This is a genomic window from Flavobacterium sp. FG19 (assembly GCF_057809475.1).
The window spans coordinates 1-25,242 of record NZ_JBMDKA010000006.1; the positions used below are offsets into that span (position 1 = coordinate 1).

At 36.5% G+C, this 25,242-nt stretch carries 18 protein-coding genes; 14 read left to right on the plus strand and 4 right to left on the minus strand.

Annotation, left to right across the window (positions count from 1 at the left end; all coding sequences use genetic code 11):
- The first annotated feature begins 1,005 nt into the window (after positions 1 to 1,005).
- The 6 genes from ACODST_RS07715 (at position 1,006) to ACODST_RS07740 (ending at position 8,149) form a co-directional block, all read left to right on the plus strand.
- Positions 1,006 to 2,295, plus strand: a complete 1,290-nt coding sequence (locus ACODST_RS07715) for a hypothetical protein (protein ID WP_488931539.1) — start codon at positions 1,006 to 1,008, stop codon at positions 2,293 to 2,295.
- Between the two features lie 82 nt (positions 2,296 to 2,377).
- Positions 2,378 to 2,839, plus strand: a complete 462-nt coding sequence (locus ACODST_RS07720) for a VOC family protein (RefSeq protein ID WP_488931540.1) — start codon at positions 2,378 to 2,380, stop codon at positions 2,837 to 2,839.
- Positions 2,840 to 2,912: 73 nt separating this feature from the next.
- Complete coding sequence (locus tag ACODST_RS07725) at positions 2,913 to 3,770, plus strand: helix-turn-helix domain-containing protein (protein ID WP_488931541.1); 858 nt, start codon at positions 2,913 to 2,915, stop codon at positions 3,768 to 3,770.
- A 72-nt stretch (positions 3,771 to 3,842) separates the two neighbouring features.
- A complete protein-coding gene (locus tag ACODST_RS07730; RefSeq protein ID WP_488931542.1) occupies positions 3,843 to 4,421 on the plus strand; it encodes a DUF417 family protein in 579 nt (192 codons plus the stop codon).
- A gap of 191 nt (positions 4,422 to 4,612) precedes the next feature.
- Entirely contained in the window at positions 4,613 to 6,991 is a 2,379-nt protein-coding gene (locus tag ACODST_RS07735; RefSeq protein ID WP_488931543.1) for a TonB-dependent siderophore receptor, read from the plus strand.
- 57 nt (positions 6,992 to 7,048) lie between these two features.
- Positions 7,049 to 8,149 carry a PepSY-associated TM helix domain-containing protein gene (locus tag ACODST_RS07740; RefSeq protein WP_488931544.1) on the plus strand — a complete coding sequence of 367 codons (1,101 nt, stop codon included), beginning with the start codon at positions 7,049 to 7,051 and terminating at the stop codon, positions 8,147 to 8,149.
- A 27-nt stretch (positions 8,150 to 8,176) separates the two neighbouring features.
- On the opposite strand, the gene ACODST_RS07745 is transcribed toward ACODST_RS07740, so the two are convergent.
- The 3 genes from ACODST_RS07745 to ACODST_RS07755 all read right to left on the minus strand — a co-directional run bounded on the left by ACODST_RS07745 (position 8,177) and on the right by ACODST_RS07755 (position 11,572).
- Positions 8,177 to 9,946 carry a mechanosensitive ion channel family protein gene (locus ACODST_RS07745; protein WP_488931545.1) on the minus strand — a complete coding sequence of 590 codons (1,770 nt, stop codon included), beginning with the start codon at positions 9,944 to 9,946 and terminating at the stop codon, positions 8,177 to 8,179.
- Positions 9,947 to 10,190: 244 nt separating this feature from the next.
- Positions 10,191 to 10,880, minus strand: a complete 690-nt coding sequence (locus tag ACODST_RS07750; protein ID WP_488931546.1) for an SIMPL domain-containing protein — start codon at positions 10,878 to 10,880, stop codon at positions 10,191 to 10,193.
- 53 nt (positions 10,881 to 10,933) lie between these two features.
- Positions 10,934 to 11,572 carry a rhomboid family intramembrane serine protease gene (locus tag ACODST_RS07755; protein ID WP_488931547.1) on the minus strand — a complete coding sequence of 213 codons (639 nt, stop codon included), beginning with the start codon at positions 11,570 to 11,572 and terminating at the stop codon, positions 10,934 to 10,936.
- A gap of 111 nt (positions 11,573 to 11,683) precedes the next feature.
- On the opposite strand from ACODST_RS07755, the gene ACODST_RS07760 reads away from it, so the two are divergent.
- The gene (locus ACODST_RS07760; protein ID WP_488931548.1) at positions 11,684 to 12,556 is read left to right on the plus strand and encodes a lysophospholipid acyltransferase family protein; all 873 of its coding nucleotides are present in this window, start codon (positions 11,684 to 11,686) and stop codon (positions 12,554 to 12,556) included.
- A 187-nt stretch (positions 12,557 to 12,743) separates the two neighbouring features.
- Positions 12,744 to 14,222 carry a glycosyl hydrolase gene (locus tag ACODST_RS07765; protein WP_488931549.1) on the plus strand — a complete coding sequence of 493 codons (1,479 nt, stop codon included), beginning with the start codon at positions 12,744 to 12,746 and terminating at the stop codon, positions 14,220 to 14,222.
- 66 nt (positions 14,223 to 14,288) lie between these two features.
- Here the strand turns inward: ACODST_RS07765 and glmM are convergent, their stop codons facing one another.
- Positions 14,289 to 15,677 (minus strand): phosphoglucosamine mutase, encoded by a 1,389-nt coding sequence (gene glmM, locus ACODST_RS07770; RefSeq protein WP_488931550.1) that lies wholly within the window; start codon positions 15,675 to 15,677, stop codon positions 14,289 to 14,291.
- A 212-nt stretch (positions 15,678 to 15,889) separates the two neighbouring features.
- Here glmM and ACODST_RS07775 point away from each other — a divergent pair, with 212 nt between their 5' ends.
- From ACODST_RS07775 to ACODST_RS07800, 6 genes are all read left to right on the plus strand, one after another.
- Positions 15,890 to 16,474 carry an acyl carrier protein phosphodiesterase gene (locus ACODST_RS07775; protein ID WP_488931551.1) on the plus strand — a complete coding sequence of 195 codons (585 nt, stop codon included), beginning with the start codon at positions 15,890 to 15,892 and terminating at the stop codon, positions 16,472 to 16,474.
- 30 nt (positions 16,475 to 16,504) lie between these two features.
- Positions 16,505 to 18,187, plus strand: a complete 1,683-nt coding sequence (ggt, locus tag ACODST_RS07780) for a gamma-glutamyltransferase (RefSeq protein ID WP_488931552.1) — start codon at positions 16,505 to 16,507, stop codon at positions 18,185 to 18,187.
- Positions 18,188 to 18,272: 85 nt separating this feature from the next.
- The gene (locus ACODST_RS07785) at positions 18,273 to 20,057 is read left to right on the plus strand and encodes a chloride channel protein (RefSeq protein ID WP_488931553.1); all 1,785 of its coding nucleotides are present in this window, start codon (positions 18,273 to 18,275) and stop codon (positions 20,055 to 20,057) included.
- A 63-nt stretch (positions 20,058 to 20,120) separates the two neighbouring features.
- A complete protein-coding gene (locus ACODST_RS07790) occupies positions 20,121 to 21,074 on the plus strand; it encodes a Fic family protein (RefSeq protein WP_488931554.1) in 954 nt (317 codons plus the stop codon).
- A 102-nt stretch (positions 21,075 to 21,176) separates the two neighbouring features.
- Entirely contained in the window at positions 21,177 to 24,008 is a 2,832-nt protein-coding gene (gene uvrA, locus ACODST_RS07795; protein ID WP_488931555.1) for an excinuclease ABC subunit UvrA, read from the plus strand.
- A 485-nt stretch (positions 24,009 to 24,493) separates the two neighbouring features.
- A complete protein-coding gene (locus ACODST_RS07800) occupies positions 24,494 to 25,222 on the plus strand; it encodes an LOG family protein (RefSeq protein WP_488931556.1) in 729 nt (242 codons plus the stop codon).
- Positions 25,223 to 25,242: the final 20 nt, after the last annotated feature.

Here is a 25,242-nt window from a genome sequence, read left to right on the forward strand (position 1 = left end):
TGGTAACAGCTTGTTTACATTTTAATTTTTTTTATATTCCTGTGGGGTTTTTCTTCTTTACATTGCTTTTTCTTTATTTCGAGCCTGTTGTATTATCCTGATTTTACGAATATCGCAATCCAAAACCACCTCAAACACGTTTCTACACATTAAACAACACTAAGAATCTTATCTTAAAATCATCAACAACCAATTAAATACTCCGTTAGATTCACAACAAACAACCAAAATCTGTTTTACTAAATACATACCTTATTAAAATAAACCTCTTTCTACCTTAATATCATATACATTCCACTTATATAACTAAATACCTTTTGAAACATATCAATTATCTCCATACATATACATATACATATACATATACATATACATATACATATACATATACATATTATACAATTATCCCGTTTAATTACCAGCACCATCAAAAGCAGCTAATCCTAAAACTAAAAAAGAATCTACATTTTTAAATATATTCCTTCCTGTTTAACATAACGACATTTCCCTCCTTTTTTCGGGTTTAAAACAATCGTATTATCTTCTATATAATACCAGCATAACAATTACAACACAAATTACCACAATAGTCTACATTATTTCTGAATCCCAGCAATAAAAAACAGTAAGCACACTAAATTTAACAACATAAAGAACAATCACCTCAAAACAAAACACAAAACATTAATATTCAATATTTTAACAATTTAATTTCCAAATCATCAAAAGATATTTCATTTACAAATCCTTAATTTTGAAATCATTCACATGTTAAATTTACTTCCACAAATGTTAAATATGAGTAAAGCACCTTAAAACTCTAATCAATTTACTTATTTTTGTAATACACACCACAGGAAAACGACTCTGGTACTTTTATTTTCAACTTTTGTTAAGAATAAATTCTTACCCGATTGATTCCCGAAGATCAAAAACAGCTGTTTTGAATACCACTTCGCTTCCGGGTGTACAAAAATTGTATAATACCAAATAGCCCCCAAGACTATGAAAAAAATTACTCTAATGATTTGTTTACTGCTGACAGCTGCCGGCGTAAACGCACAACAGGAAAAAGGAATTATTGGATACAATAATTGGCTGGACAATTGGACCGAATTTAAACCTCATAAAACTGAGTCCAAAGAAGCAAATCAAATTTTAGCCGGAAATATTACTGAGAACACAAAACTTCTGAAGAGGAATGTTTATATTCTTCAGGGAAATGTTTATGTAACTAACAATGCTGTTCTTACTATTGAGCCTGGTACCGTAATTATTGGTGATGCTGATTCTAAAGGAACACTGGTTATCACAAAAGGAGCTCAGATCATGGCACAAGGTCAGGAAACAGATCCTATTATATTTACCTCAAACCGCAGTATGAAAAAAGCCGGAGACTGGGGAGGAGTGGTAATTCTTGGTGACGCTCCTATTAATAAATTTGGAAGTGCCGGTTCTTATAATATGGACCTTGATCCTTCTCTTACTGTATACGGAGGAAGCAACACAGCCGGAAACTCTGGTGTCTTAAAATATGTGAGAATTGAATTTGCAGGTAAAAAAGTAAAAGGAGCCGATACTTTTAACGGACTGACTGTTGCCGGAGTAGGAAATAAAACAATTCTTGAGAACATCATGGTGAGTTACTCAGGAGGTGATTCATTTGCTTTCTACGGTGGAGATGTAAATGCTTCTCAATTGGTTTCCTATAAATCAATTAACGATGATTTTAAATTCACTCAGGGAATCCAGTGTCGTTTATACAATTCTTTAGCCGTTAGATCTTCTTATTTATCAAGTAATAAAGATGGTTCAAGATGTCTGGAAGTAAAAGCTTATGAAAAGAAAAGCGAAACTGACTTTACCAAAAAAGCGACTTACGTTGCCGCTTCGAATATTACAATGTTAAATGACAGTGAAAATATTAAAGGCGATATTCAGGCAGGTCTGGTAAAAGAAGCTGTATATGTTGGAGAAAATGCCTCTTTGGAATTAAAAAGAAGTGTGGTTTCCGGTTTTAACCCTGCAGTTCTTTTAGACAGTAAAACTGAAGTTAATTCAGAAAACCTAAAGAAAATCAAATTTGAAGAAATGTTTTTCAACCAATGCAGCGGAAACATATTTACAGAAAACAGAAGTGATAATGCTGATTTAGAAAACTGGTACGGCAACAGTATCTTCTTTAATGTTTACTCACAAACTGATAATAAAGAAACTTTTGTTGATGTATACAACGCCAGAAGACCTGACTTCAGACTTCAGTTAGGAAAAATAACAGCTTCCAGCGGTAAATAAATAAAGATTTATAACACTCTATATTTTGCTGTACTATAATAAATTTTAGTACAGCAATTTTTTTTTAATACTATTCAAGTAAATGGAACTAAAATTCAGCCACATCGATATTTTAGTAAAAGACCTTCAAACTGCCTGCGATTACTATTCCCAAACACTCGGGGCCTCAATTTCAAAAAAGTTCACCTGGCAGAGAGATGAGCTTCATGTTACGTATGCCATTGTTAGAATAGGTCAGGAAAAATTTATGCTCGTACAGCCATTTTCAGGAAACCTTAAAGAACTGCTGGACCATAAAGGCGAAGGAACTATTTACCGACACTGTTATTCGGCTCCTGATATTGAAGCCGTCTTTGATGAATTAATCGCTTCTGGTGTCCTGCCTGAAGATGAAAACGGAAAACCTTTATCAAAAGAAAAACTGAATACTCCAAGCGGAATCCGAATTATCTGGCTTCCTAAACGCTTTGGTGATTTCTCTATTGAAATACTAGAAGAATCGGGACTTCAGGAATTTATGAATGACGCCTTTCAGGAGAATTAATTAAAAGTATATACGTTTCCTAACAGTAATCCCGGCTCTATTTTATTGTCCAATAAAAGCAAACAGGTCTTATATGACTCATTTCAAATCATCATCCGGTACTAATTTATTAAGTCTTCAAAAGGTAAAACAGAATATTTTAAGCCAGCCTGTTCAGTTTAATGAATATACTATTATACTCATCAAAGAAGGAGAAGGAACCTTTTATTCTGATTTTGGAACTTTTCCTTTTAAAGGTCCCGTAATGCTTTTTGCAACTCCTTTGCAGCTTATTTATATTGAAGAAACAGATAAAATTCAATACGAGATATTACAGTTTCATAGTGATTTTTACTGCATAGAATACCACCGTGAAGAAGTTGCCTGCAACGGTTTGCTCTTTAACAATATTTACATAGAACCATCAGTTAAACTAGAACTTATCGATCAGCATGTTTTCAATACTCTCAGCGACCAGATTACGCAGGAACTTTCTGCTCCGGCTCCTTCAGATATAGTGCTCAAATCATTGCTCCAGCTTTTTTTAGCAAAATCCAGTCAGATCAAAACCCGTGAACTCGATAAGAACTCTGATTACGTAACCCGGGATGAAGAAATGGAGCGTTTTAAAAGTTTACTTGAAGATAATTTTCTGACTCTTAGAAAACCTGCTGACTATGCTGATCTTCTCCGAATGTCAACCAACAACTTTACAAAACGCTGTAATAAGTATTTCAGAAAAACACCTTCACAAATCATTACTGAAAGGCTAATACTGGAAGCCAAAAAGAAACTTCATCTGAGCCGAAAAAGCATTAAGGAAATTGCTTTCGCACTTCATTTCAAAGATGAATTCTATTTCAGCCGTGTTTTCAAAAAATTCACTAATGAATCCCCTCAGACTTTCAGGGAAAAAACCGGCATCTCAATCGCTGCAGATTTGTACAGGTAATATCACTTTTTATCCATGTTTCAGGCTAGATGCCGTATGTAACTTTGTTATAACAAAAAAACAAATTACATCATGAAACATTTTATCATTCAACTCGCCAAATTAGAAGATCTTGCCAAAAATGTAACCCGATTTGGCATTGTCGTAGTTTTTATCTGGATAGGTGCTCTTAAATTATTCACCTATGAAGCAGACGGCATCGTGCCTTTTGCTGCCAATAGTCCTTTTATGAGTTTCTTTTATAATACGCCGGAAGAGTATAAATCTCATCAAAATAAAGAAGGAGAGTTTATAAAGGAAAATCATCAGTGGCATGTTCAGAATAATACCTACGGATTTTCAGAGGGACTTGGTATTTTTTTAATTATCCTTGGTATTCTTCTCGCCCTTTACAAAATACTGCCGTTATGGAGTATGGCTGGCAGTGTCCTGATTATACTTATGACATTGGGCACTTTATCATTCCTTATTACAACACCCGAAAGCTGGGTCCCGGATCTTGGTGATTCCGATTATGGTTTTCCTTTTCTTTCGGGACGCGGAAGACTCGTTCTTAAAGACATCGTAATTCTGGGAGGTGCCCTGATCACCTTAAGTCAGACTGCCCAATTTTATTTAAAGGAAAACGACAGTAAAACCTCCGGGTTCTAAAAATCTATTACCGAAAATAAAGGCACCTGTACAAATAATGAATTTACCTGCTCTCTCTAGCCTGAAACCTTAAAGAATATACAGCCATTCTAATTATTTTTTAATAAAATTTTAATCTTAGTATAAAAAGTTCTGTTTCAATCAATACATTTGTATTCAGTCTAAATAAGAATTAATTACAAATATTTCACATGAAAACAAAACTTAAAACACTTAAAAGCAATGCTTTAACAAAAGTGTTTCTACTGTTTTTGATCCTATTTATTTGCTCAGAAACAGCTTTCTCTCAGTCTTACGGAACAATCTCAGGTAAGGCAGTCCTAAAAGATGGAAATTTTTTACAGGGTGCCGCGATAAAAATCTCCGAATTGAACAAAACAACAACTACGGATTCTGACGGTACTTACCAACTAAAAAATATCCCTTTTGGAACCTATTTAGTAGAAATAAAATTAAACGGTTACGAATCTTCTCCGGTTACTGTTACAGTTGACCAGAATACTATTGAAGCGACCGCTGATTTTGAACTGACCTATACTTCTCAGAAATTAGAAGAAGTAATTGTAAGTTCCGGCGGAAACCGATTTGCGAGAAAAGAAAGTGAAGAAGTTTCAAAAATGAAACTAAAAAACATGGAAAACCCTCAGGTGTATACCATTGTAAGTAAAGAACTCATGAAGGAGCAGGTTATAACAGATTATAACAGTGCTTTTAAAAACGTTCCCGGTGCAGGTATTGCCGAGGTTAGAAACCAGGGAAGAACTACCAATATCTCCAGAGGTTTTGCTACACCCCAGCTGGTAAGAAACGGAGTGGGCAGTTTTACATATACCACGATCGATCCTTCTAACTTAGAGCGTATTGAAGTAATTAAAGGACCTTCAGCAACTTTATTTGGAAGTACGATTTCTTCTTTCGGGGGACTCTTTAACAGAGTTACCAAAAAACCTTTTAATTTCTTTAAAGGTGAAGTATCGTATTCAGCCGGTGACTGGGATTTAAATCGTTTAACCGCTGATATTAATACACCGCTTAATGAAGAAAAAACAGCTCTTTTTAGAATTAATACCGCCCTGCACAGCGAAAGAAGTTTTCAGGATGCCGGGTTTAACAGAAGTTTTTTCATCGCACCTAGTTTTTCTTATGATATAAACGAAAGACTGACATTACTTATTGATGCCGAGTTCAGTGCATCAAAAGGAACTTCGCCAACACGTCTGGCACCTTACACAAAAACTGATGCCACAGCTCACAGCATTGAAGATTTAGGGATTCCTTATAAACTTTCATTTGCCAATAACACGGTTAATTATACCAGTCAGCAGTACAATATCTTTGCCCAGCTAAAGTATAAAATTTCTGAAGAATGGACATCGCAGACTATTGTTTCCCGTACAAGATCATCTTCTGAAGGTTATGTTGTACAATTGACTATGCTGAGTAACGAAACGCTTAGGCAGCAAGTTACTAATCAGGATTATCCTTATTACGGAACCGATATTCAGCAGAATTTTAACGGGGACTTTAAAATTGGAAGCCTTCGTAACAGAGTTGTAGCCGGTTTTGATTTCTACAGCCTTCGTGCCACACGTAATGATGCATCTGTAAACATGCCGGCTCTTAATTTCAGAGAACCTGGTGATGCTTACAATAATTTTACCATAGACAAAATAAAACCAATGTTTGCATCTGCCACCTATGTCAACTTCACATCCAATAACGAAAAAACATACAGTGCTTATGTGTCTGATGTACTAAACGTAACCGATAAATTAATCGTAATGGCCGGACTTAGAGCTGACCGTTACATCAATAAAGGTGCCTATTATCCAAGTACTAATACTACTACAGGTAATTACAACCAGACTGCATTTTCTCCAAGATTTGGAGCGGTTTATCAAATTGTTAAAGACAAAGTTTCTGTATTCTCTAATTATATGAACGGATTTAACAATGTGGGAGGTTCTGATTTTAACGGAGACACTTTTAAACCTAATCAGGCCAATCAGCTAGAAGGCGGATTCAAGTTTGACTTTAATAAAATCAGCGCCACTTTAAGTTATTATGATATTAAAGTAACCAATATAACCCGTGATGATCCGGATCATGCTAATTTTCAGATTCAGGACGGAACACAGTTAAGCAAAGGTTTTGAAGCCGAACTTATTGCAAATCCAATTAAAGGTTTAAACATTGTGGCCGGTTATACCTATAATGACAGCAGATTAACAAAAGCAAGTCCGGCAACAAATGGTTTACGACCAACTACAGCAGGCTCACCAACAACGGCTAATCTCTGGGCAAGTTACCGATTAACTGAAGGTGCAGCATCCGGTCTTGGATTTGGAGTTGGGGGAATTTACGGAAGCCAGTATTACCAGACTAATACTGCCACTTTTAAATTCCAGATTCCGGAATACACTGTTTTAGATGCTTCTGTTTTTTATGACAGACCGAAATACAGACTGGGTATCAAAGTAGATAACCTTACGAATGAAAAATACTGGTCATATCGTTTAGCAGCTCAAAACCCAACAAGAGTTACAGGAAATATTACCCTTAAATTCTAAGGTTTTAAATAAGACCATTTAAATGATATTATCTACATTTGGATTTTATTACAAATTATGACCAAAGGTTTTAAAAACACTATAAGACAAATACATTTGTGGCTCGGTTTAGCATCGGGCCTCATTGTTTTTATAATAAGTATAACAGGATTTCTGTATGTTTTTGAAGAAGAAATCCGTGATTTTTCAAACAAAGAATACCTTCATGTTCCCGCCCAGCAAAAGTCGTTTATAGGGCTGAAAGTAATAATTGAAAATTATGAACGTCTGGAACCTGAACTTAAAATCACGGCTCTGAAAATAAACCGGGAAGAAGCCAATGCAGCAGTTGAGATTTCAACGAAAAAGAAAAAAACATACTATTTTAATCCTTATGACGGAACTTTAATCAATAAGCAGAATGCCGACTGGTTAAATGTTGTATTGGAAATACACCGTACTTTGCTTTTGGGCGAATTTGGAGAATTGGTTCAGGGCTGGTCTGTGATCATTTTTATTATCATGCTCCTTACGGGACTTGTATTATGGTTTCCAAACCAAAGACGCTTAATAAAACAATCTTTAAAAATAAAATGGAGCGGTTCTTTTAAAAGAATCAACTATGATCTCCATCAGGTTTTAGGGTTTTACGCTTCTCTTGTTTTACTTTTAATTGCCTTTACAGGGATTTACTTCAGATATGATACGGTTAAAAAAACGGTAAGTTTAGTAACCGGAAGTACTTTAAGAAAAGGAGATGAAGTAGTTTCTAATCAAAAAATAGATTCAACCACCATTCCGGTAAGATACAATACCATTTATGAAAGTGCCAATTCCAGATACCCGGGAGCAGTCTCCGTTTCGTTTTCCATCAGAAAAACAGGCGAACTGCGCTTACGAATGACGTATCCAAATGACTGGGCAAGAAAACAAAACACCATTTTCTTCGATGGAAAAACCGGACAGATACTGCGGACAAAATTATACAAAGACAATACTGCGGCAGATGTTTATGAAGCCAGCAACCATGATCTGCATACCGGAGTTTTCTTTGGTTTAGCCGGAAAAATAATTTGGAGCCTGGTGAGTCTTATTGGGGCATCGCTGCCTGTAACAGGCTTTATCATCTGGTGGAAAAAAGGAAAAAAGAAATCTAAATCCGTAAAGATAAAAACCTGAAAATAGTTTCTTGTATGTTTATTAGTTTTAATCCTTTTCAGGATTAAAACTGCCTTTATCCGGATAGGGAATACTATTTCTTAATTCTTCTACACGTTTAGGATCAAATTTAGGCAGCTGCAATTCATTATTATCTTTCCACTTTTTAACCATTTCCGAAACCACTGCCGTCTTTTCAACTGAAGGAGAAAGGTCTCTGGCCATATAAAGGGTCTGTGACGGATAAGCTAATGAAGTTCCGCTTTGCTCAATAATATCCATCATCCTCAATAAAAGGTCTTCCTGTATTTCCTGTGAGGTCTCAAAGTTTAGCGCTTCTATATAGGCCGTAATCTCTACTTTTAAGGCATCAGCAGTAATGCCTGTAAAACGTACAATAGGAGGCGAATTTAAAACTGCGGGATGGGCATACAATAATGACCTGAGCTCTACCAGCAGATATCGCAGCTGATCCGGTGTGGTTTCCATCCTGAAAGTAAATACCGGATTAAAAATAAAACGATCCCGATGAGCAAAATTTTCTATTTTACTGGCTGATAACTGTCCGTTAGGAATCGTGACAATCGTACGTGCCGAAGTACGCAGTGTGGTAGAACGCATCCCTATCGATTCTACAGTGCCTTTAATATCATCAACCCGACAGTAATCCCCTACCCTTAACGGCTGATCGGCAATAAGGCTTACGCTGCCCACAAAATTCTCAATTGTTTTTTGTGCTCCCAAAGCCAGTGCGATCCCTCCTATCCCCAGAGCGGCAAGTCCGGCAGTAACATCGACTCCAATAATACCGAGTATTGCGATAATCCCTACAAAAACAATAGCAGCCTTGGTTGTTCTGCTTAAAAATAATATTACCGATATGGTCGATATACGGCCGCTTTTACTCATCCGGCTGCGGGTAAACATACTGACAAAGTCGGTCATTCTCCACAACAATATTAAAAAAGCCAGAACTCCAATGGTGATAATGATAATACTAAAACGCTGTCGGACAATTATAGAAATTCCCATTCGCTGGGTAAAAGCCACAAACAAAATTACCGTAAGATACATATGAACCGGCAGTGTTAATGCCTCAATGATAGCTGTTCCTTTTTCACTGTCAGCTTTTTTCCAGACCTTCTGTATAACAAAACCAAGTACAGAAATCAGGATTCTTGAAAGCAGATAGGACAATACCGTCATAAGTATCACTATAAGCCAATGACCAATAGGTACATTTCCCAGTTTTTTTTCTTTTAAAACACCTGGCAGTATTCTGTCTAAAAAAGTTTTTTCTCCTTTAATATCAGCTGATACAATAGATTCTATTGTCTCTGCTGAAAAAAGCCACAGGGCAGGCTGGCTGTCATCGGCCTGGTTTTCTACATAAAGCTGTATCGTTGTTTTGTTAGCAGATATACTTCCCACATGATCCACGCCGGTTGCCAAATCATCATCGGTACGTCCGGTTTCTTTATTACTGATAATAGAAGAAGGTGATAAATTACCGCCCTGATCCAGCAGCTGCTGAAAAGTTTTGGCTATTCGTATCCTTTCAGCTGTTTTACGGTACGAACGTTTACTAAGTACAAAATACTGACTGGCACGCAGGTAATTCTGATCGCCAATTGCTTTAATAAATCCGTTAACAGTTCCCTGAGGCGTTCTTCGTCCGAGAGAATCTTCGGGAGTTTTTGCGGGTTCTTCGCTTGTGTTTTTTGAACCTAACAGCTGAGCGGAAGCCGTATCCGGAGTTAGCAGCACTGCAGAAAAAAAAAGCAGATAAGACAGTAAACGCTTAATACCTAAAGTCATGGTTTATTTATTTTACTGGTTTAGAATACTAAAAATAAGAAATTATAGAAGAAGATTAAAACCTTTCAATCCAAAAAATAAACCATTCCTAAAGGCACATACCAAATGTTTGACAGGCAAACCGTTTTCAACACCAAAATGTCTTTATCAAAAACAAAAAAAAAAACTTGTTTATGGAGAGCAAAAAAAAACCAAATTCCAATAAACTGGAACTTGGTTTTTGATATATTGAAAATTATAAAATTTAATCTAATACAAAGCTTACACTTATATTAGCTGTAATTTCAATTTCTCCAATGGCCAGTGTTTCATTTGAAGCACCGGTAGCATCCATCATTTCACTTTTCATGGCCGCATACATAGGTCTCGGGTTGTAGATTTGTGAATTATCAGAAATCACATAAGCTTTACCTACTTTTTGTCCTAAAACCGAAACATAATCTTCGGCTTTTGTCTTAGCATCTTTCATCGCTAATTTTCTGGCTTCAGACTGCAGCTGTGTTAATTTAGATGATTCAAAAGAAACCCGGTCGATACGATTGATTCCCTGTTGTACCAAACCTTCCATTAATTCATCATATTTAGACAAATCTTTCAGGATTATTTCAACAGTCTGTGTCGCATTGTAAGTAGTTTTCTTTTTTTCGTAATCGTATTGCGGATTAAGCGCTACCTGTTTTGTTTTAAAATCGGCTGTTGGAACATTCATCTTTTTAATGAACTTTAAAACAGCATCTATTTTTTCGTCATTTTGTTTTTTGACATCTTTAGCATTATTCCCTTTCGTTTCAACCGTAGCTGAAATACAAACCTGATCAGGGGCTACTTTTACTTTTCCTTCCCCGTTTACATTAATTTGAGGAATCTGCTTGGTTTCCTGGCCGTAAGACATAGTCATAAACATGATTGTTAAAAATAATACTAGTTTTTTCATTTTTGTGATATTTTAAATTATTCAAAAAAGGCATTTCAAAAGTTATGCCAGCATTATAGTTTTCCCAATTTAGCCATTCCAAAAAGTATAATAATCGGAACTGCCAGCAGGATTACCATCAGAGTATTGTCAACAAACAGCGACGGTTGTTTTATTAAAGTAATCAAATAGCCTCCTACAGCACCTCCAAAGTGAGCTGTATGCCCAATATTGTCATTTTTGGCTTTCATTCCATAAATAGAATACAATAAATATAAAATCCCGAAAAGATAAGCAGGCATCGGAATAATAAAAAATATGCCCAGCATCATATCCGGCTGCAGCAGAATTGCCGAATACAAAACCCCTGTTACAGCTCCCGAAGCACCAACAGCACGATAACTATAATCGTTTTTATGAAATAACATGGTTAAAAGACTTCCAAAAATCAGACTTCCAAAATACACCAGGGCAAAAGAAAAATTTCCGAGAAGTTCTGCCACAACCGGAGCAAAAATCCAAAGAGTATACATATTAAAAACCAAATGCATGATATCTACGTGCAGAAATCCTGAAGAGATCATTCTGATTTGTTCCCCGGCACGGATACTCCCTACATGGAATTCGTATTTTCTGAAAAAATAAAGATCATTAAATCCTTTATAACTAAAAAGGACGTTTGCAGCAATAATTCCGATTAAGATAACATTCATATAAAAAAGTAAATTTGAGTGGTAAAGATAATCAATATCAAACATAAGTCGATGTCGATCTAAAATATCACACCCTATTCATTTTTACGTTATATTTGCAGAAAAAATTTCATGCAGTTTATTGTTTATTTATTAGCCTATCCATTACTCTGGCTGATCTCTATACTTCCATTTCGCTTATTTTACTTTTTTTCAGATTTCGTCTGTTTTTTAGTCTATAGAGTTATTGGGTACCGCAAAAAAGTGGTACGCGAAAATCTGGCAATGACGTTTCCAAATCTGAACGATGCAGAGAGAAAAACAATTGAAAAAAAATTCTATCACCATATGTGCGATATGTTTCTGGAAATGATCAAAACTATGAGCATTTCGCCCGAAGAAATGGAGAAAAGATTTCAGGTAACAAATATCGAATTAGTACAGGATTATGCGAAAAAAGGAAAAAGTGTGATTCTGGTTGCTTCGCATTATGCCAGTTATGAATGGCTTTTAACAATAAACCCTAAATTAGGATTTCAGGGAATTGCCGTATATAAAAGACTTGCCAATCCGTATTTTGATAAACTCATTCGAAAAATACGTTCCAAGTACAAAACTGAAATGGTTGAAACCCGAAAGGCAATTCCAACCATGGCACAAAATCAGCGAAGCGGAAAACTAAGTATGTACGGCCTGGCCAGCGACCAGTCTCCAAAATTAGACCGGATTTTTCATTCGATGAAATTTATGGGAATTGAGGTTCCCGTGCATACCGGAGCCGAAATGCTGGCAAAAAAATATGATTTAAGCGTGATTATGGTGAAAGTAAAAAAGGTATCCAGAGGTTTTTATGAAGCTACTTTTCTTTCCATCGCAGACGATCCTAAAGAATATGCCGATTTCGATATTACCGAAAAATACCTGAAAGAAGTAGAAAAACAAATTCTGGAAGCTCCTGAATATTATTTATGGACACATAAAAGATGGAAACATCGTGTTCAATAGTCAAAAAGACCTAAAAGTAATCATTAACTTTTAGGTCTTTTTTTTTGAATACCATTTAAAAGAAGCTCTGCCTGCTTTAAAATGTCTTTTGATGGGTTTTTGTAATATTTTTTTAATTCAGAAATTAAGTAAACCCTTCTAAATTTGAGGTTCCTAAATCAAATAAAAAACCATCAAAAATTTAACCATGATTAAAAAGTCTCTTTTTTTATTTTTAAGCTGTTCAACTGTCATTTTTGCACAAAGCCCGAAAAGAGGAATTGCTTACGGAGAAAATTCAACCCAGGATTTACTGGCACTTAAACCGGGAATTTCCTGGTGGTACAATTGGGGGTCCTTACCAGAAAAGGATACGAATACGAATTACGAATCTATTGGTGTCGAATATGTTCCAATGGCCTGGGGAAAAGTAAACGATAACGATGTACAGGCTTTTATAAACCGAATCAAACCCGGGGCGAAATATCTTTTGGCCTTTAACGAACCTAATTTTAATGACGGCGCGCGTTTAACACCACAGGAAGCTGTAAATGCGTGGAAAAATATAGAAAAAATCGCTGCAGCCAAAAACCTGGAAATCGTAAGTGCGTCTCCTGCCTTCAATGGCCCTGATAATTATGGCGGCTATTCAAGTCCTGTTGCATGGCATGATCAGTTCTTTCTTTTATGTCCAGATTGTAAAGTCGATTATATTGCTTTTCATACTTATGACAACTCCTCCGGATCTGTTATTGGTGTTACAGGGCTTTTAAAAAAATACAACCGTCCAATTTGGGTTACTGAATTTGCCAACAGGGTAATTCAGACGTCCGATCAAAAAATCACCTTTATGAAGGAGATCATCACTAATTTTGAAAATGATCCGGACATTTACAGGTATTCCTGGTTTACCGGACGCGTTCCGTCAAATTGGACTGATATGCTCGAAGGACAATTATTAAGCCCCGCAAGCGGTGTCCTGAAACCTATTGGAGAGGAATATATCAACACTTCTTATACCACTAAAAAAATGACTGTTCCGGGCAGAATTACAGCCAATAAACATTACCGAAGAAAAGGAACTGATCTGCAAAATACAACCGATTCAGGAACGGGACAAAACGTAACAGCTATAAATGATGGCGACTGGAATGAATTTCTATTAAATGTGACTAATGCCGGAACTTATAATTTAACCTTTAGAGCTGCATCGCCATCTATCCCGGGAAAATTTGATATTCTGGTTAATAATACAGTTGTAAAAACAGGGGAAACTTTTCCGGCAACCGGAGGCCTGCAGACCTATGCTGATAAAATTGTAAACGGAGTTACCTTACCAAAAGGGGAAGTGTATCTCAAAATCAAATTCAGATCAAACAATATGAATTTCAACTATATTGATGTTACTGCCGCAAATCTGGGCGTAAATGACCCTGCTGCAGAAAAAGATTCTTTTACTATTTATCCTAATCCTGTAAAAGTTCAGTCAACACTTCATATTACATCTTCCGTTACAGAACCTTTGTTTATAAAAATAGCGGATATGAAAGGAGATATCTGTTTTACTTCCAATGCATATTATACCAATGAAGACATTAAGATTGGAGAGAAACTGGCAAAAGGAATCTATATTGTAAATGTTGCCTACGGCTCCGTTAAGAAGTCTTTAAAAATTATTAAAAACTAAAATTTAAACAAAAAAAGCCTCTTTCAAATTAACGAAAGAGGCTTTAACTTTATTACAAACAAAGGATTAAATCCCTGCAATTACTTTTATTTCATCAATAATTCGCAGTGCCAGATCATCAGCAGCTTTTTGCGAAGGTGCTTCGGTATAAATACGAATAATAGGTTCTGTGTTCGATTTTCTCAAATGCACCCATTCTGCCGCAAAATCAATTTTCACACCGTCTATAGTCGAGATATCTTCGTTTTTGTATTTCTCTGTCATTTGAGTTAAAATAGCATCAACATCAATCTGCGGTGTCAGTTCAATTTTGTTTTTGCTCATATAATATTCCGGATAAGAAGCTCTTAAAGCAGAAACAGTCATTTTTTTATTGGCCAGATGTGTTAGAAACAAAGCAACTCCAACAAGGCTGTCTCTTCCATAATGCAATTCAGGATAAATGATTCCGCCATTTCCTTCACCTCCAATAATGGCATTATTCTTTTTCATTAATTCTACTACATTCACCTCTCCAACTGCACTGGCCTCATAACTCCCGCCATGAGCTTTTGTTACATCACGCAGAGCACGGGAAGATGACATATTCGAAACTGTATTTCCCGGAGTTTTACTTAAAACATAATCAGCGCAGGCAACTAAAGTATATTCTTCACCAAACATTTCTCCATCTTCACTAATAAAAGCCAGACGGTCAACATCAGGATCTACCACAATTCCAAAATCGGCTTTTTCTTTTACTACCAATTCCGAAATATCCGTTAAATGCTCTTTTAAAGGTTCCGGATTATGAGGAAAATGCCCGTTTGGTTCACAGTATAATTCTATTACTTCGACACCCATTTGTTTCAGAAGTTTTGGAATAATAATCCCTCCCGATGAATTCACTCCGTCAACAACTACTTTAAATCCGGCTTCTTTTACAGCTTCAATATCAACTAAAGGTAAATTTAAGACCTCGTCAATATGAATATCCATATAAGCATCATTAGAAATGATTTCTCCTAAATGATCAACATCAGAAAAATCAAAAGCTTCTGCTTCGGCAATTTCAAGAATTTTAGCACCATCGGCACCGCTTAAAAATTCCCCTTTTTCATTTAATAATTTTAAAGCATTCCATTGTTTCGGATTATGAGAAGCCGTTAAAATAATTCCGCCGTCTGCTTTTTCAAGAGGAACCGCCACTTCTACCGTTGGCGTAGTCGAAAGCCCTAAATCAATTACATCGATTCCTAAGCCGATTAATGTATTTACAACCAGATTATGGATCATAGGCCCTGAAATTCTGGCATCGCGACCAATAACAACGGTCAGTTTTTCTTTTGAAGTATTATTTTTAAGAAAAGTTCCGTATGCCGATGCAAACTTTACAGCATCAACAGGAGTCAGGTTATCTCCTACTTTTCCGCCAATAGTTCCGCGTATACCTGAGATCGATTTTATTAAAGTCATCTTTGTGAGTTATGGTTATTTTTATTACAAATATAAAAAAGTTACTAAGCTTCTGGGATAGTGAGACGCTAAGTTTTAAAATTTAGCGTTAAATGTTTAAGTTAAAGAGCTGAATTATATAACAAAACGATTTAAAAAAGTTTTTATACTTTTACAAGAATAAGCTTTGGTCCTCAACTATTTGAGAATCGCAGCAAATTAAAATACAGAAAATGAATTTCCTAGCCCATATATATCTTTCCGGTGAAAATGACTTAATTAAAATTGGTAATTTTATGGCCGACGGTATCCGCGGAAAACAGTTTGAACAATTCCCGCAAGAGGTCCAGAAAGGAATTCTCCTGCACCGGTTCATAGATAGTTATACTGATTCGCACGATATTTTCAGACAGAGCACCAGACGGCTTCACGAAAAATACCATCATTATTCAGGAGTAATTGTGGATATTGTGTATGATCATTTTTTAGCTAAAAACTGGAGTAATTATTCAGATGAAAAATTAGAAGATTTCATCAACAGGTTTTATACCTCACTACAGGATAACTATTCTATTCTGACTGAAAAAACACAGGGGCTGATGCCTTATATGATCGAAAGAAACTGGCTGTTAAGTTACAGAACAGTAGAGGGTATTCATCAAATTTTGACTCAAATGGACCGAAGATCGAAAAATATATCGAAAATGCAGTTTGCAAGTGAAGAATTAAAAGAATTTTACAATGAATTTGAAGAGGAGTTTACTAACTTTTTTGAAGACATACAGGAAAAATCAAATCAAAAATTACTTTCATTATAATTCAAACCGCTTATAAAATATATTGTTACTATGAAAAAAATTTCGATCTTATTTTATTTTATATCTGTTTATAGTTTTGCCCAGCAGAATGCTGAGCCAACCGGTTTAACTGCTTCAAAAGCCATGGTGGTTTCGGCTCGTGAAGAAGCCTCTAAAATTGGCACTGAAATAATGAAAAAAGGCGGAAATGCCTTTGATGCCATGGCTGCTACAGAACTGGCACTTGCCGTTGCCTATCCATATGCCGGTAATCTTGGCGGCGGCGGATTTATGGTGTACCGAAAAGCAAATGGTGAAGTGGGAAGTTTAGATTACCGCGAAAAAGCACCGCTTGCAGCCACAAAAAATATGTTCCTTGATAAAGAAGGAAATGTAATAAAAGGAAAAAGCACCGAAAGTCCGCTGGCTATTGGTGTGCCCGGAACCATCGCCGGAGTTTTTGCCGTTCATAAAAAATTCGGCTCCCTTCCTATGTCTGAAATCCTAAAACCTGTAATTGCACTTGCCGAAAAAGGAGTTGTAGTAACAAAGAAACAACAAAAGCAACTGGAAGCCTATCACGATGCCATTGTAAAAGCAAATGGCCCGAACACCTTAATGGCCGGAAAGTTTAAAGAAGGAGACACCATCAAATATCCTGCACTGGCCAATACTTTAAAGAGAATTTCGAAAGGCGGAAAAGATGAATTTTACAAAGGAAAAACAGCACAGGTATTAGTTGATTATCTTAAAAAGAAAGGCGGTATTATTACCCTGAAAGATTTAGCCTCTTATGAAGCAAAATGGAGAACTCCGCTGCAGTTTGATTACAAAGATTTAAAAGTAACCTCGATGGCTCCGCCAAGCAGCGGAGGAATCTGTCTGGCCCAGATTATGAAAATGATTTCTCCTTTTTACTTATCCAAGATGGGACATAATTCAGAACAGTCGATTCAGGTTATTGTGGAAGCAGAAAGAAGGGCTTATGCCGACAGAAGTCAATTTTTAGGTGATCCCGATTTTGTAAAAATCCCTATTAAAGGACTTTTATCTGACACTTATTTAAAAGACCGAATGTCTACTTTTGACCATGAAAAAGCAACATTGTCTTCTGATGTGAAAGAAGGAAAAGTAACTTACAGCGAAAGTACAGAAACTACCCATTATTCTATTGTTGACCCTTTTGGAAATGCTATTGCAGCGACTACTACGATAAACGATGGTTTTGGTTCTAAGTATTACTGCGACGAATTAGGCTTTTTCCTAAACAACGAAATGGATGATTTTAGTGCCAAACCCGGCTCACCAAATATGTTTGGTCTGGTTGGAAATGAGGCTAACAGTATCGCCCCGCAAAAAAGAATGTTAAGTTCAATGACTCCGACAATTGTGGAAAGAAACGGAAAATTATATATGGTAGTAGGTTCTCCGGGAGGATCAACTATTATAACTTCTGTATTACAAACAATTTTAAATGTTTATGAGTACAATATGAGCATGCAGGCTGCCGTGAATGCACCTCGTTTTCATCATCAGTGGCTTCCGGATCTTATTACTTTTGAACCCAGCGCTTTCAACTATAAAACGTTAGAGGATTTAAAATCTAAAGGTTATCTCATCAGTGAAAATACAACACCAGTAATTGGTAAAGTTGATGCCATACTGGTTTTATCTGACGGTACACTTGAAGGAGGAGCCGATTTCAGGGGAGATGATAAAGCGGCCGGATTCTAAATAAAAAGTTTTTTCATTGAAAAAATTATAGAAAATTGAATGTTAAGAGTTAAATTTGTGTTCTCCGTAATTTTTTAAACAAACAATGATCAAAAGACTTTTTCGAAGATTAGAAAGCATTATTGCTTTGGGGCAATCTATATTGACACCCAAACAGTTTATATTTTTATCCAGCGTTTTGGTGGGGATTTCCTGCGCTTTCGCCGTAATTGCCTTAAAGACTTTTGCTCACAGTGTATTCTCGTTTGCCACTTATATCAACAGTATACTCAAGCTGAGTTTTATCAATAGTATCCTGCCTATAGTGGGTATTGTGCTTACTGTTTTTGTGGTTAAAAAAGTTTTAAACGGAACTATCCAGAAAGGAACATCTCAGATTTTATATGCGGTTGCCAAAAAAGCGAGTATTATTCCTAAAAAACAAATGTATGCTCAGATCGTCACCAGCTCATTAACGGTTGGTTTAGGCGGATCGGCCGGACTAGAAAGCCCTATCGTAATTACGGGAGCAGCTTTTGGTTCCAATTATGCCCAGAATTACAAACTAGCTTACAAAGACCGTACTTTACTTATTGGATGCGGTGTTGCTGCCGGTATTGCCGCTGCATTTAACGCACCCATTGCAGGAGTTCTTTTCGCCATTGAAGTTTTATTGGTAGATGTGAGTATTTCTGCCTTCACCCCTATTATGATCTCTGCGGCTACAGGAGCTTTGGTATCGGCGATTGTTCTGGACGAAACGATTCTTCTGTCTTTTAAAAAACAGGAAACTTTTGATTATCATAACATTCCTTTTTATGTCATTCTTGGATTACTGACCGGATTTATAGCCGTCTATTATGCCCGAAACTTCCAAAGAGTTGAGCATTATTTTTCGGAAATGAAAATTGATCCCTACAAAAAAGCTTTGATTGGGTCCTCTCTTTTAGCTTTTCTTATTTTCATTTTTCCAACACTTTTTGGTGAAGGATATGAAAGTATCAAAACGCTGTCTGAAAGCGATCCGGGTCAATTGTTAGACAATACTCTTTTTGCCGATTTCAGGAACAACCAATGGGTTCTGCTTCTTTTTGTAGGCTGTACGATGATGGTAAAAGTATTTGCATCGGGATTAACGCTGGGAAGCGGAGGAAACGGAGGGAATTTTGCCCCTTCCCTGTTTTTAGGATCTTATCTGGGTTACTTTTTTTCAAAACTTATCAGCTTAACCGGTTTGTCCAATTTACCGATCAGTAATTTCACTATGGTAGGAATGGCCGGAATCCTGAGCGGATTATTCCATGCCCCGCTAACTGCCATATTCCTTATTGCTGAAATCACGGGAGGTTACGGACTAATGATTCCGCTTATGATTGTTTCCTCTATTAGTTTTGCTATTTCCAAACGTTTTGAAAAATATTCACTCGACGTAAAAAATCTGGCCAAAAAGGGTCATGCCTTTACCAGTAACAAAGACTCTAATATATTATCTACCCTGGATATCGACACCATTATCCAGACTGATTATTTAACCGTTTCGCCTGAAGATCATTTAAGCAAGCTGGTAGACCTGATTTCTCACTCTAATCAGGTCGTTTTTGCTGTTGTAAATGCCGACAGGGATTTGGTTGGGGTGGTTCATTTTAATGATATTCGTGAAATTATTTTTAATGCTTACCGTGTAAAATACACTTTAATTAAAGATGTCATGAAAACTCCGGCCGCTACGATTTCATCTAACGACAGCATGGAAATTGTAATGACCAAATTTGAAAGATCAAAATCAGCGTTTTTACCAGTTTTACGAAATGATAAATATTTTGGTATCATTTCAAAATCTATCGCACTTGAAGCCTACAGAATGAAACTACGCTCTATGACAATTGAATAATCTTATTATCGGATGTGTTAAAAATTTTATTTATCCGATATTAAGAAATACATTTGCTGTGGAATGTGGAATATAGACTTAACATACAGAACAGAATTTCAATCAACTTTTGATCGATTGTATCAGAAAAGGCACGAACTGCAAACCAGCAGACCGCTGCCCAATATTGCTCTGCATAAAATCAGGGAAAGCCTGTCTCTCGAATGGACTTACAATTCCAATAGTATTGAAGGCAATACTATGAGTTTACGCGAAACCCAAATGGTCATTCAGGAAGGTATTACTATTAAAGGAAAATCCCTCAGAGAACATTTCGAAACCCATAATCACGATAAAGCCATTGATTATTTGTATTCTATAGTTGATGAAAACTACAGACTGCGAAGTATTGATATTCTCTCAATCCATGGTTTGGTGTTACGTTCTATTGAAGATGATTTTGCAGGCCGTATCCGTAATGGCGGTGTTCGTATTTCGGGAGCAAATTTTATGCCTCCAAATGCCAATAAAGTTTCCGATTATCTCGATGAACTAATTGATTTTATTAATACCAATCCGTTAGGGTTAAATGATATCGAACTTGCCACCATTTACCATCATAAATTAGTCTGGATTCATCCATTCTTTGACGGAAATGGCCGAACAGTACGTTTAAGTATGAATTTGCTTTTAATGCGCTGCGGTTTTCCACCTGCTATTATTCTTAAGAATGACCGAAAGAAATATTATGAAGCTTTAAATCAGGCTAATAATGGCAATTATCAAAAACTAACACTGTTGATGTGTCAGGCACTCGAAAGAACACTTAACATTTATCTGAACGCTATGCCGGGAAGCTCTTACGATTACCAAAGTATTTCGGATATCGTGAGTGAACCTGATACTCCGTATGGTCAGGAATATGTCAGTTTACTAGCCAGAACCGGTAAAATTGATGCTTACAAAGAAGGCCGAAACTGGTATACTACCAAAGAAGCCATTGAAGAATATATGGCCGCAAGAAAAAGAAAACGCTAGCTTAGGCTGGCGTTATTTTGTTACTAATTGTAACATAAACTTTTGCAATTGAGTATTAAAAGAACAAATCAAAGTGGTAACTTTGCGTTTTTGCTGAAATTTATGCTTGATACAGACAATACTATTGAAGTTCTTGGTGCAAGAGTTCATAATCTAAAAAATATCGATATTTCAATTCCGCGTGAAAAACTTGTAGTCATAACAGGTCTTTCGGGTTCCGGAAAATCATCTTTGGCATTTGACACGATTTATGCCGAAGGACAGCGTCGTTATATTGAAACTTTTTCGGCTTATGCCAGACAATTTCTGGGGGGCTTAGAGCGTCCGGATGTAGATAAAATTGACGGACTTTCTCCTGTTATTGCGATTGAACAAAAAACAACCAGTAAAAGTCCAAGATCAACTGTTGGAACCATTACTGAAATATATGATTTCCTGAGACTTCTTTACGCCCGTGGTGCTGATGCTTACAGTTACAATACAGGCGAAAAAATGGTTTCCTATTCTGACGAACAGATTAAAAATCTGATCATTCAGGATTATAACGGAAAAAGAATCAATATACTGGCCCCTGTAATTAAAGCCCGAAAAGGACATTACGCTGAATTATTCCAGCAGATTACCAAACAGGGATTTCTTAAAGTTCGTGTAAATGGCGAAGTTCAGGACCTTGCGGCTGGAATGAAACTGGATCGTTACAAAACACACGATATAGAAATTGTAGTGGACAGGATGGTAATAGAGAATACGGAGGACAATCAAAAGCGATTGGCGGAAAGTATCAATACTGCCATGCATCACGGAGAAGATGTTTTAATGATTCTGGATCAGGATTCTAATGAAGTGCGTTATTTCAGCCGGAATTTAATGTGTCCTTCTACCGGAATATCATACCAAAATCCTGAACCGAATTTATTTTCTTTTAATTCACCAAAAGGTGCGTGTCCAAATTGCAACGGATTGGGAACGGTTCACGAAATCAATGTCAAAAAGATTATCCCAAACCCTAAATTATCCATAAAAAGCGGCGGTTTAGCTCCACTGGGAGAATATAAATCCTCCTGGATTTTTAAACAGCTGGAAACTATTGGAGAAAAATTCGGTTTTAAAATCACAGATCCAATAGAAAAAATCCCGGAAGAAGCCATGACCATGATTTTATACGGCGGCAAAGATAAATTCACGGTCAGCTCAAAAGATCTGGGGGTTACGCGTGATTATAAAATTGACTTTGAAGGGATTTCAAATTTCATTAAAAACCAATACGATGAAAGCGCTACAACCACTATAAAACGCTGGGCAAAAGATTTTATGGACGAAATCAACTGTCCGGTTTGTGAAGGCACACGTCTTAAAAAAGAAGCACTGTTTTTTAGAGTAAATGAAAAAAATATCACCGAATTGTGTGATATGGATATATCCGATTTAACGGCCTGGTTTCATGACCTGAACCATCATTTAACAGACAAACAGCTTTTAATCGCCTCTGAAGTTGTAAAAGAAATCAAAGACCGTTTAAATTTCTTAATGAACGTTGGCCTGAATTATCTGGCTTTGAGCAGAAGTTCCAAATCACTTTCAGGAGGGGAAGCGCAGCGTATCCGTCTCGCTACACAAATTGGTTCACAGCTGGTAGGTGTTTTGTATATTCTGGACGAGCCAAGTATTGGTTTACACCAAAGAGATAACGAAAAACTGATTAAATCTCTTGAACAATTACGAGACATCGGAAACTCCGTTATTGTTGTAGAACACGACAAGGACATGATCGAAACAGCTGATTATGTAATTGATATTGGTCCAAAAGCCGGAAAATACGGAGGACAGATTATTAGTACCGGAACACCAAAAGAAACGCTGGCCTCTGATACTATTACAGCCCAGTACCTAAACGGAAAAATGAAGCTGGAAATCCCAAAAGAACGACGCAAAGGAAACGGAAAATTCCTGAAACTAACCGGAGCAACAGGAAACAATCTTAAAAATGTTTCCATCGATATTCCGTTAGGTCAGTTAATTTGTGTAACAGGAGTTTCGGGAAGCGGGAAATCAACACTGATAAACGAGACACTTTATCCTATTCTGAATGCTCATTATTTTAATGGTGTCAAAAAACCGCAGCCTTACAAAAAGATTGAAGGTTTAGAACATATTGATAAGGTTATAGATATAGATCAAAGTCCAATTGGACGTACACCACGTTCAAACCCGGCAACCTATACCGAAGTATTTACCGAAATCCGAAATCTCTTTACGATGACTTCAGAAAGTATGATCCGCGGATATAAAGCCGGACGTTTCAGCTTTAACGTAAAAGGCGGACGTTGCGAAACCTGTGAAGGATCCGGGGTGAGAACTATCGAAATGAACTTTTTACCAGATGTGTATGTAGAATGTGAAACCTGTCAGGGAAAACGTTTTAACAGAGAAACACTGGAAATACGATACAAAGGAAAATCAATTTCGGACGTTTTGGACATGACGGTAGACGAAGCTGTTCCGTTTTTTGAAAATATTCCAAAGATTCACCGAAAAGTAAAAACGATACAGGATGTTGGTTTAGGCTATATTACACTCGGGCAGCAAAGTACAACACTTTCCGGAGGTGAAGCGCAGCGTATCAAACTGGCTGGCGAACTGTCTAAAAAAGATACCGGAAACACCTTTTATATCCTTGACGAACCGACAACAGGACTTCATTTTGAAGACATTCGTGTCTTAATGGACGTAATTAACAAGCTGGTCGATAAAGGAAATACGATTCTGGTAATAGAACATAACATGGACGTGATTAAACTTGCCGACTATATTATCGATATTGGCCCCGAAGGCGGAAAGGGCGGCGGACAATTAGTCGCAAAGGGAACTCCTGAAGAAGTCGCAAAAAACAAAAAAAGTTATACCGCTAAGTTTTTGAAAAAAGAACTGGAATAATTAAAATCTAAATACGGGAATAAAATAAGATTCCTCCTTTACCATTGAGCCGATCCACGGATCTTTTCAATATTTATCATTCCTTCGACGGATTAGTCTCTCTGCTTATGGAGATTAATCCGTTTGATCTTTGAATATCATTACAATTGAATTCTGCAGAAACGATCGATATTACAATTTCTTTAAAAGAATAACAAAGATGCAATCCTTTGATTATGAACTAAAATCAAAAAACAGCTCACGATCACAGTATTACTTTTAAATTTTAAAAGCTGTTTTTTTGTAACAATTCCCGAAAAAAGAGTTAATTTAGTGTCCGCTTTTTATAAAAAATCACCTTTTAAGAAACAATCATTTTCTAATAGTAAGAGTTTAAATTAAAGGCAGGGGCCGGACTCTGATGGGAATGCGATGGACAGCAGGAAGAAGCTGCTGCTTCCCATTACAAAAAAATAACTGAAAACATAAATTATAAAATACCTAAAATGAGATTAGAAGATTTTGATAATGATGAAGACAAAGTAATTCAGGATAGTTTAAAACAAAAAACCTGGAATGAAATTAAATCCAATGACAGCTGGGCCATTTTTAAGATCATGTCCGAATTTGTAAACGGATATGAAAGTATGGGTCGTATTGGTCCGTGTGTATCTATTTTTGGATCGGCACGAACTAAACCGGACGACAAATATTATTTACTGGCCGAAAAAATTGCATTTAAAATTAGTAAAGCCGGCTATGGCGTTATTACAGGCGGCGGTCCCGGAATTATGGAGGCCGGAAACAAAGGAGCGCACTTAGGGGGCGGGACTTCGGTAGGTCTGAATATTGAACTGCCTTTTGAACAGCATTTTAACCCTTATATCGACCATGACAAAAACCTTAATTTCGATTATTTCTTTGTGAGAAAAGTAATGTTCGTAAAGTATTCACAGGGATTTGTAGTTATGCCGGGAGGTTTTGGAACCCTTGACGAAATGTTTGAGGCCATTACCTTAATTCAGACAAAAAAAATTGGAAAGTTCCCTATTATTCTGGTTGGAGTTGAATTCTGGTCAGGATTATTGGAATGGGTAAAAACCGTTTTAGTCGAAAAAATGCATACTGTAAGTCCGGAAGACCTGAACTTATTTAAAATTGTAGACACTGAAGATGAAGTAGTTGAAGTTCTGGATAAATTCTACAAGAAGTACGATTTAAGTCCGAATTTCTAAAATTACGGTTTATAACTTAA

Excerpts from the sequence above, each read along its gene's own strand:
- ACODST_RS07760 (WP_488931548.1), top strand. The coding sequence starts at position 11,684 with ATGCAGTTTATTGTTTATTTATTAGCCTATCCATTACTCTGGCTGATC.
- ACODST_RS07720 (WP_488931540.1), top strand. The coding sequence starts at position 2,378 with ATGGAACTAAAATTCAGCCACATCGATATTTTAGTAAAAGACCTTCAA.
- ACODST_RS07775 (WP_488931551.1), top strand. The coding sequence starts at position 15,890 with ATGAATTTCCTAGCCCATATATATCTTTCCGGTGAAAATGACTTAATT.
- ACODST_RS07745 (WP_488931545.1), bottom strand. The coding sequence starts at position 9,946 with ATGACTTTAGGTATTAAGCGTTTACTGTCTTATCTGCTTTTTTTTTCT.
- uvrA (WP_488931555.1), top strand. The coding sequence starts at position 21,177 with ATGCTTGATACAGACAATACTATTGAAGTTCTTGGTGCAAGAGTTCAT.
- ACODST_RS07725 (WP_488931541.1), top strand. The coding sequence starts at position 2,913 with ATGACTCATTTCAAATCATCATCCGGTACTAATTTATTAAGTCTTCAA.
- ACODST_RS07750 (WP_488931546.1), bottom strand. The coding sequence starts at position 10,880 with ATGAAAAAACTAGTATTATTTTTAACAATCATGTTTATGACTATGTCT.
- ACODST_RS07740 (WP_488931544.1), top strand. The coding sequence starts at position 7,049 with ATGACCAAAGGTTTTAAAAACACTATAAGACAAATACATTTGTGGCTC.
- glmM (WP_488931550.1), bottom strand. The coding sequence starts at position 15,677 with ATGACTTTAATAAAATCGATCTCAGGTATACGCGGAACTATTGGCGGA.
- ACODST_RS07790 (WP_488931554.1), top strand. The coding sequence starts at position 20,121 with ATGTGGAATATAGACTTAACATACAGAACAGAATTTCAATCAACTTTT.
- ACODST_RS07755 (WP_488931547.1), bottom strand. The coding sequence starts at position 11,572 with ATGAATGTTATCTTAATCGGAATTATTGCTGCAAACGTCCTTTTTAGT.
- ACODST_RS07730 (WP_488931542.1), top strand. The coding sequence starts at position 3,843 with ATGAAACATTTTATCATTCAACTCGCCAAATTAGAAGATCTTGCCAAA.
- ACODST_RS07785 (WP_488931553.1), top strand. The coding sequence starts at position 18,273 with ATGATCAAAAGACTTTTTCGAAGATTAGAAAGCATTATTGCTTTGGGG.
- ACODST_RS07735 (WP_488931543.1), top strand. The coding sequence starts at position 4,613 with ATGAAAACAAAACTTAAAACACTTAAAAGCAATGCTTTAACAAAAGTG.
- ggt (WP_488931552.1), top strand. The coding sequence starts at position 16,505 with ATGAAAAAAATTTCGATCTTATTTTATTTTATATCTGTTTATAGTTTT.
- ACODST_RS07765 (WP_488931549.1), top strand. The coding sequence starts at position 12,744 with ATGATTAAAAAGTCTCTTTTTTTATTTTTAAGCTGTTCAACTGTCATT.
- ACODST_RS07800 (WP_488931556.1), top strand. The coding sequence starts at position 24,494 with ATGAGATTAGAAGATTTTGATAATGATGAAGACAAAGTAATTCAGGAT.
- ACODST_RS07715 (WP_488931539.1), top strand. The coding sequence starts at position 1,006 with ATGAAAAAAATTACTCTAATGATTTGTTTACTGCTGACAGCTGCCGGC.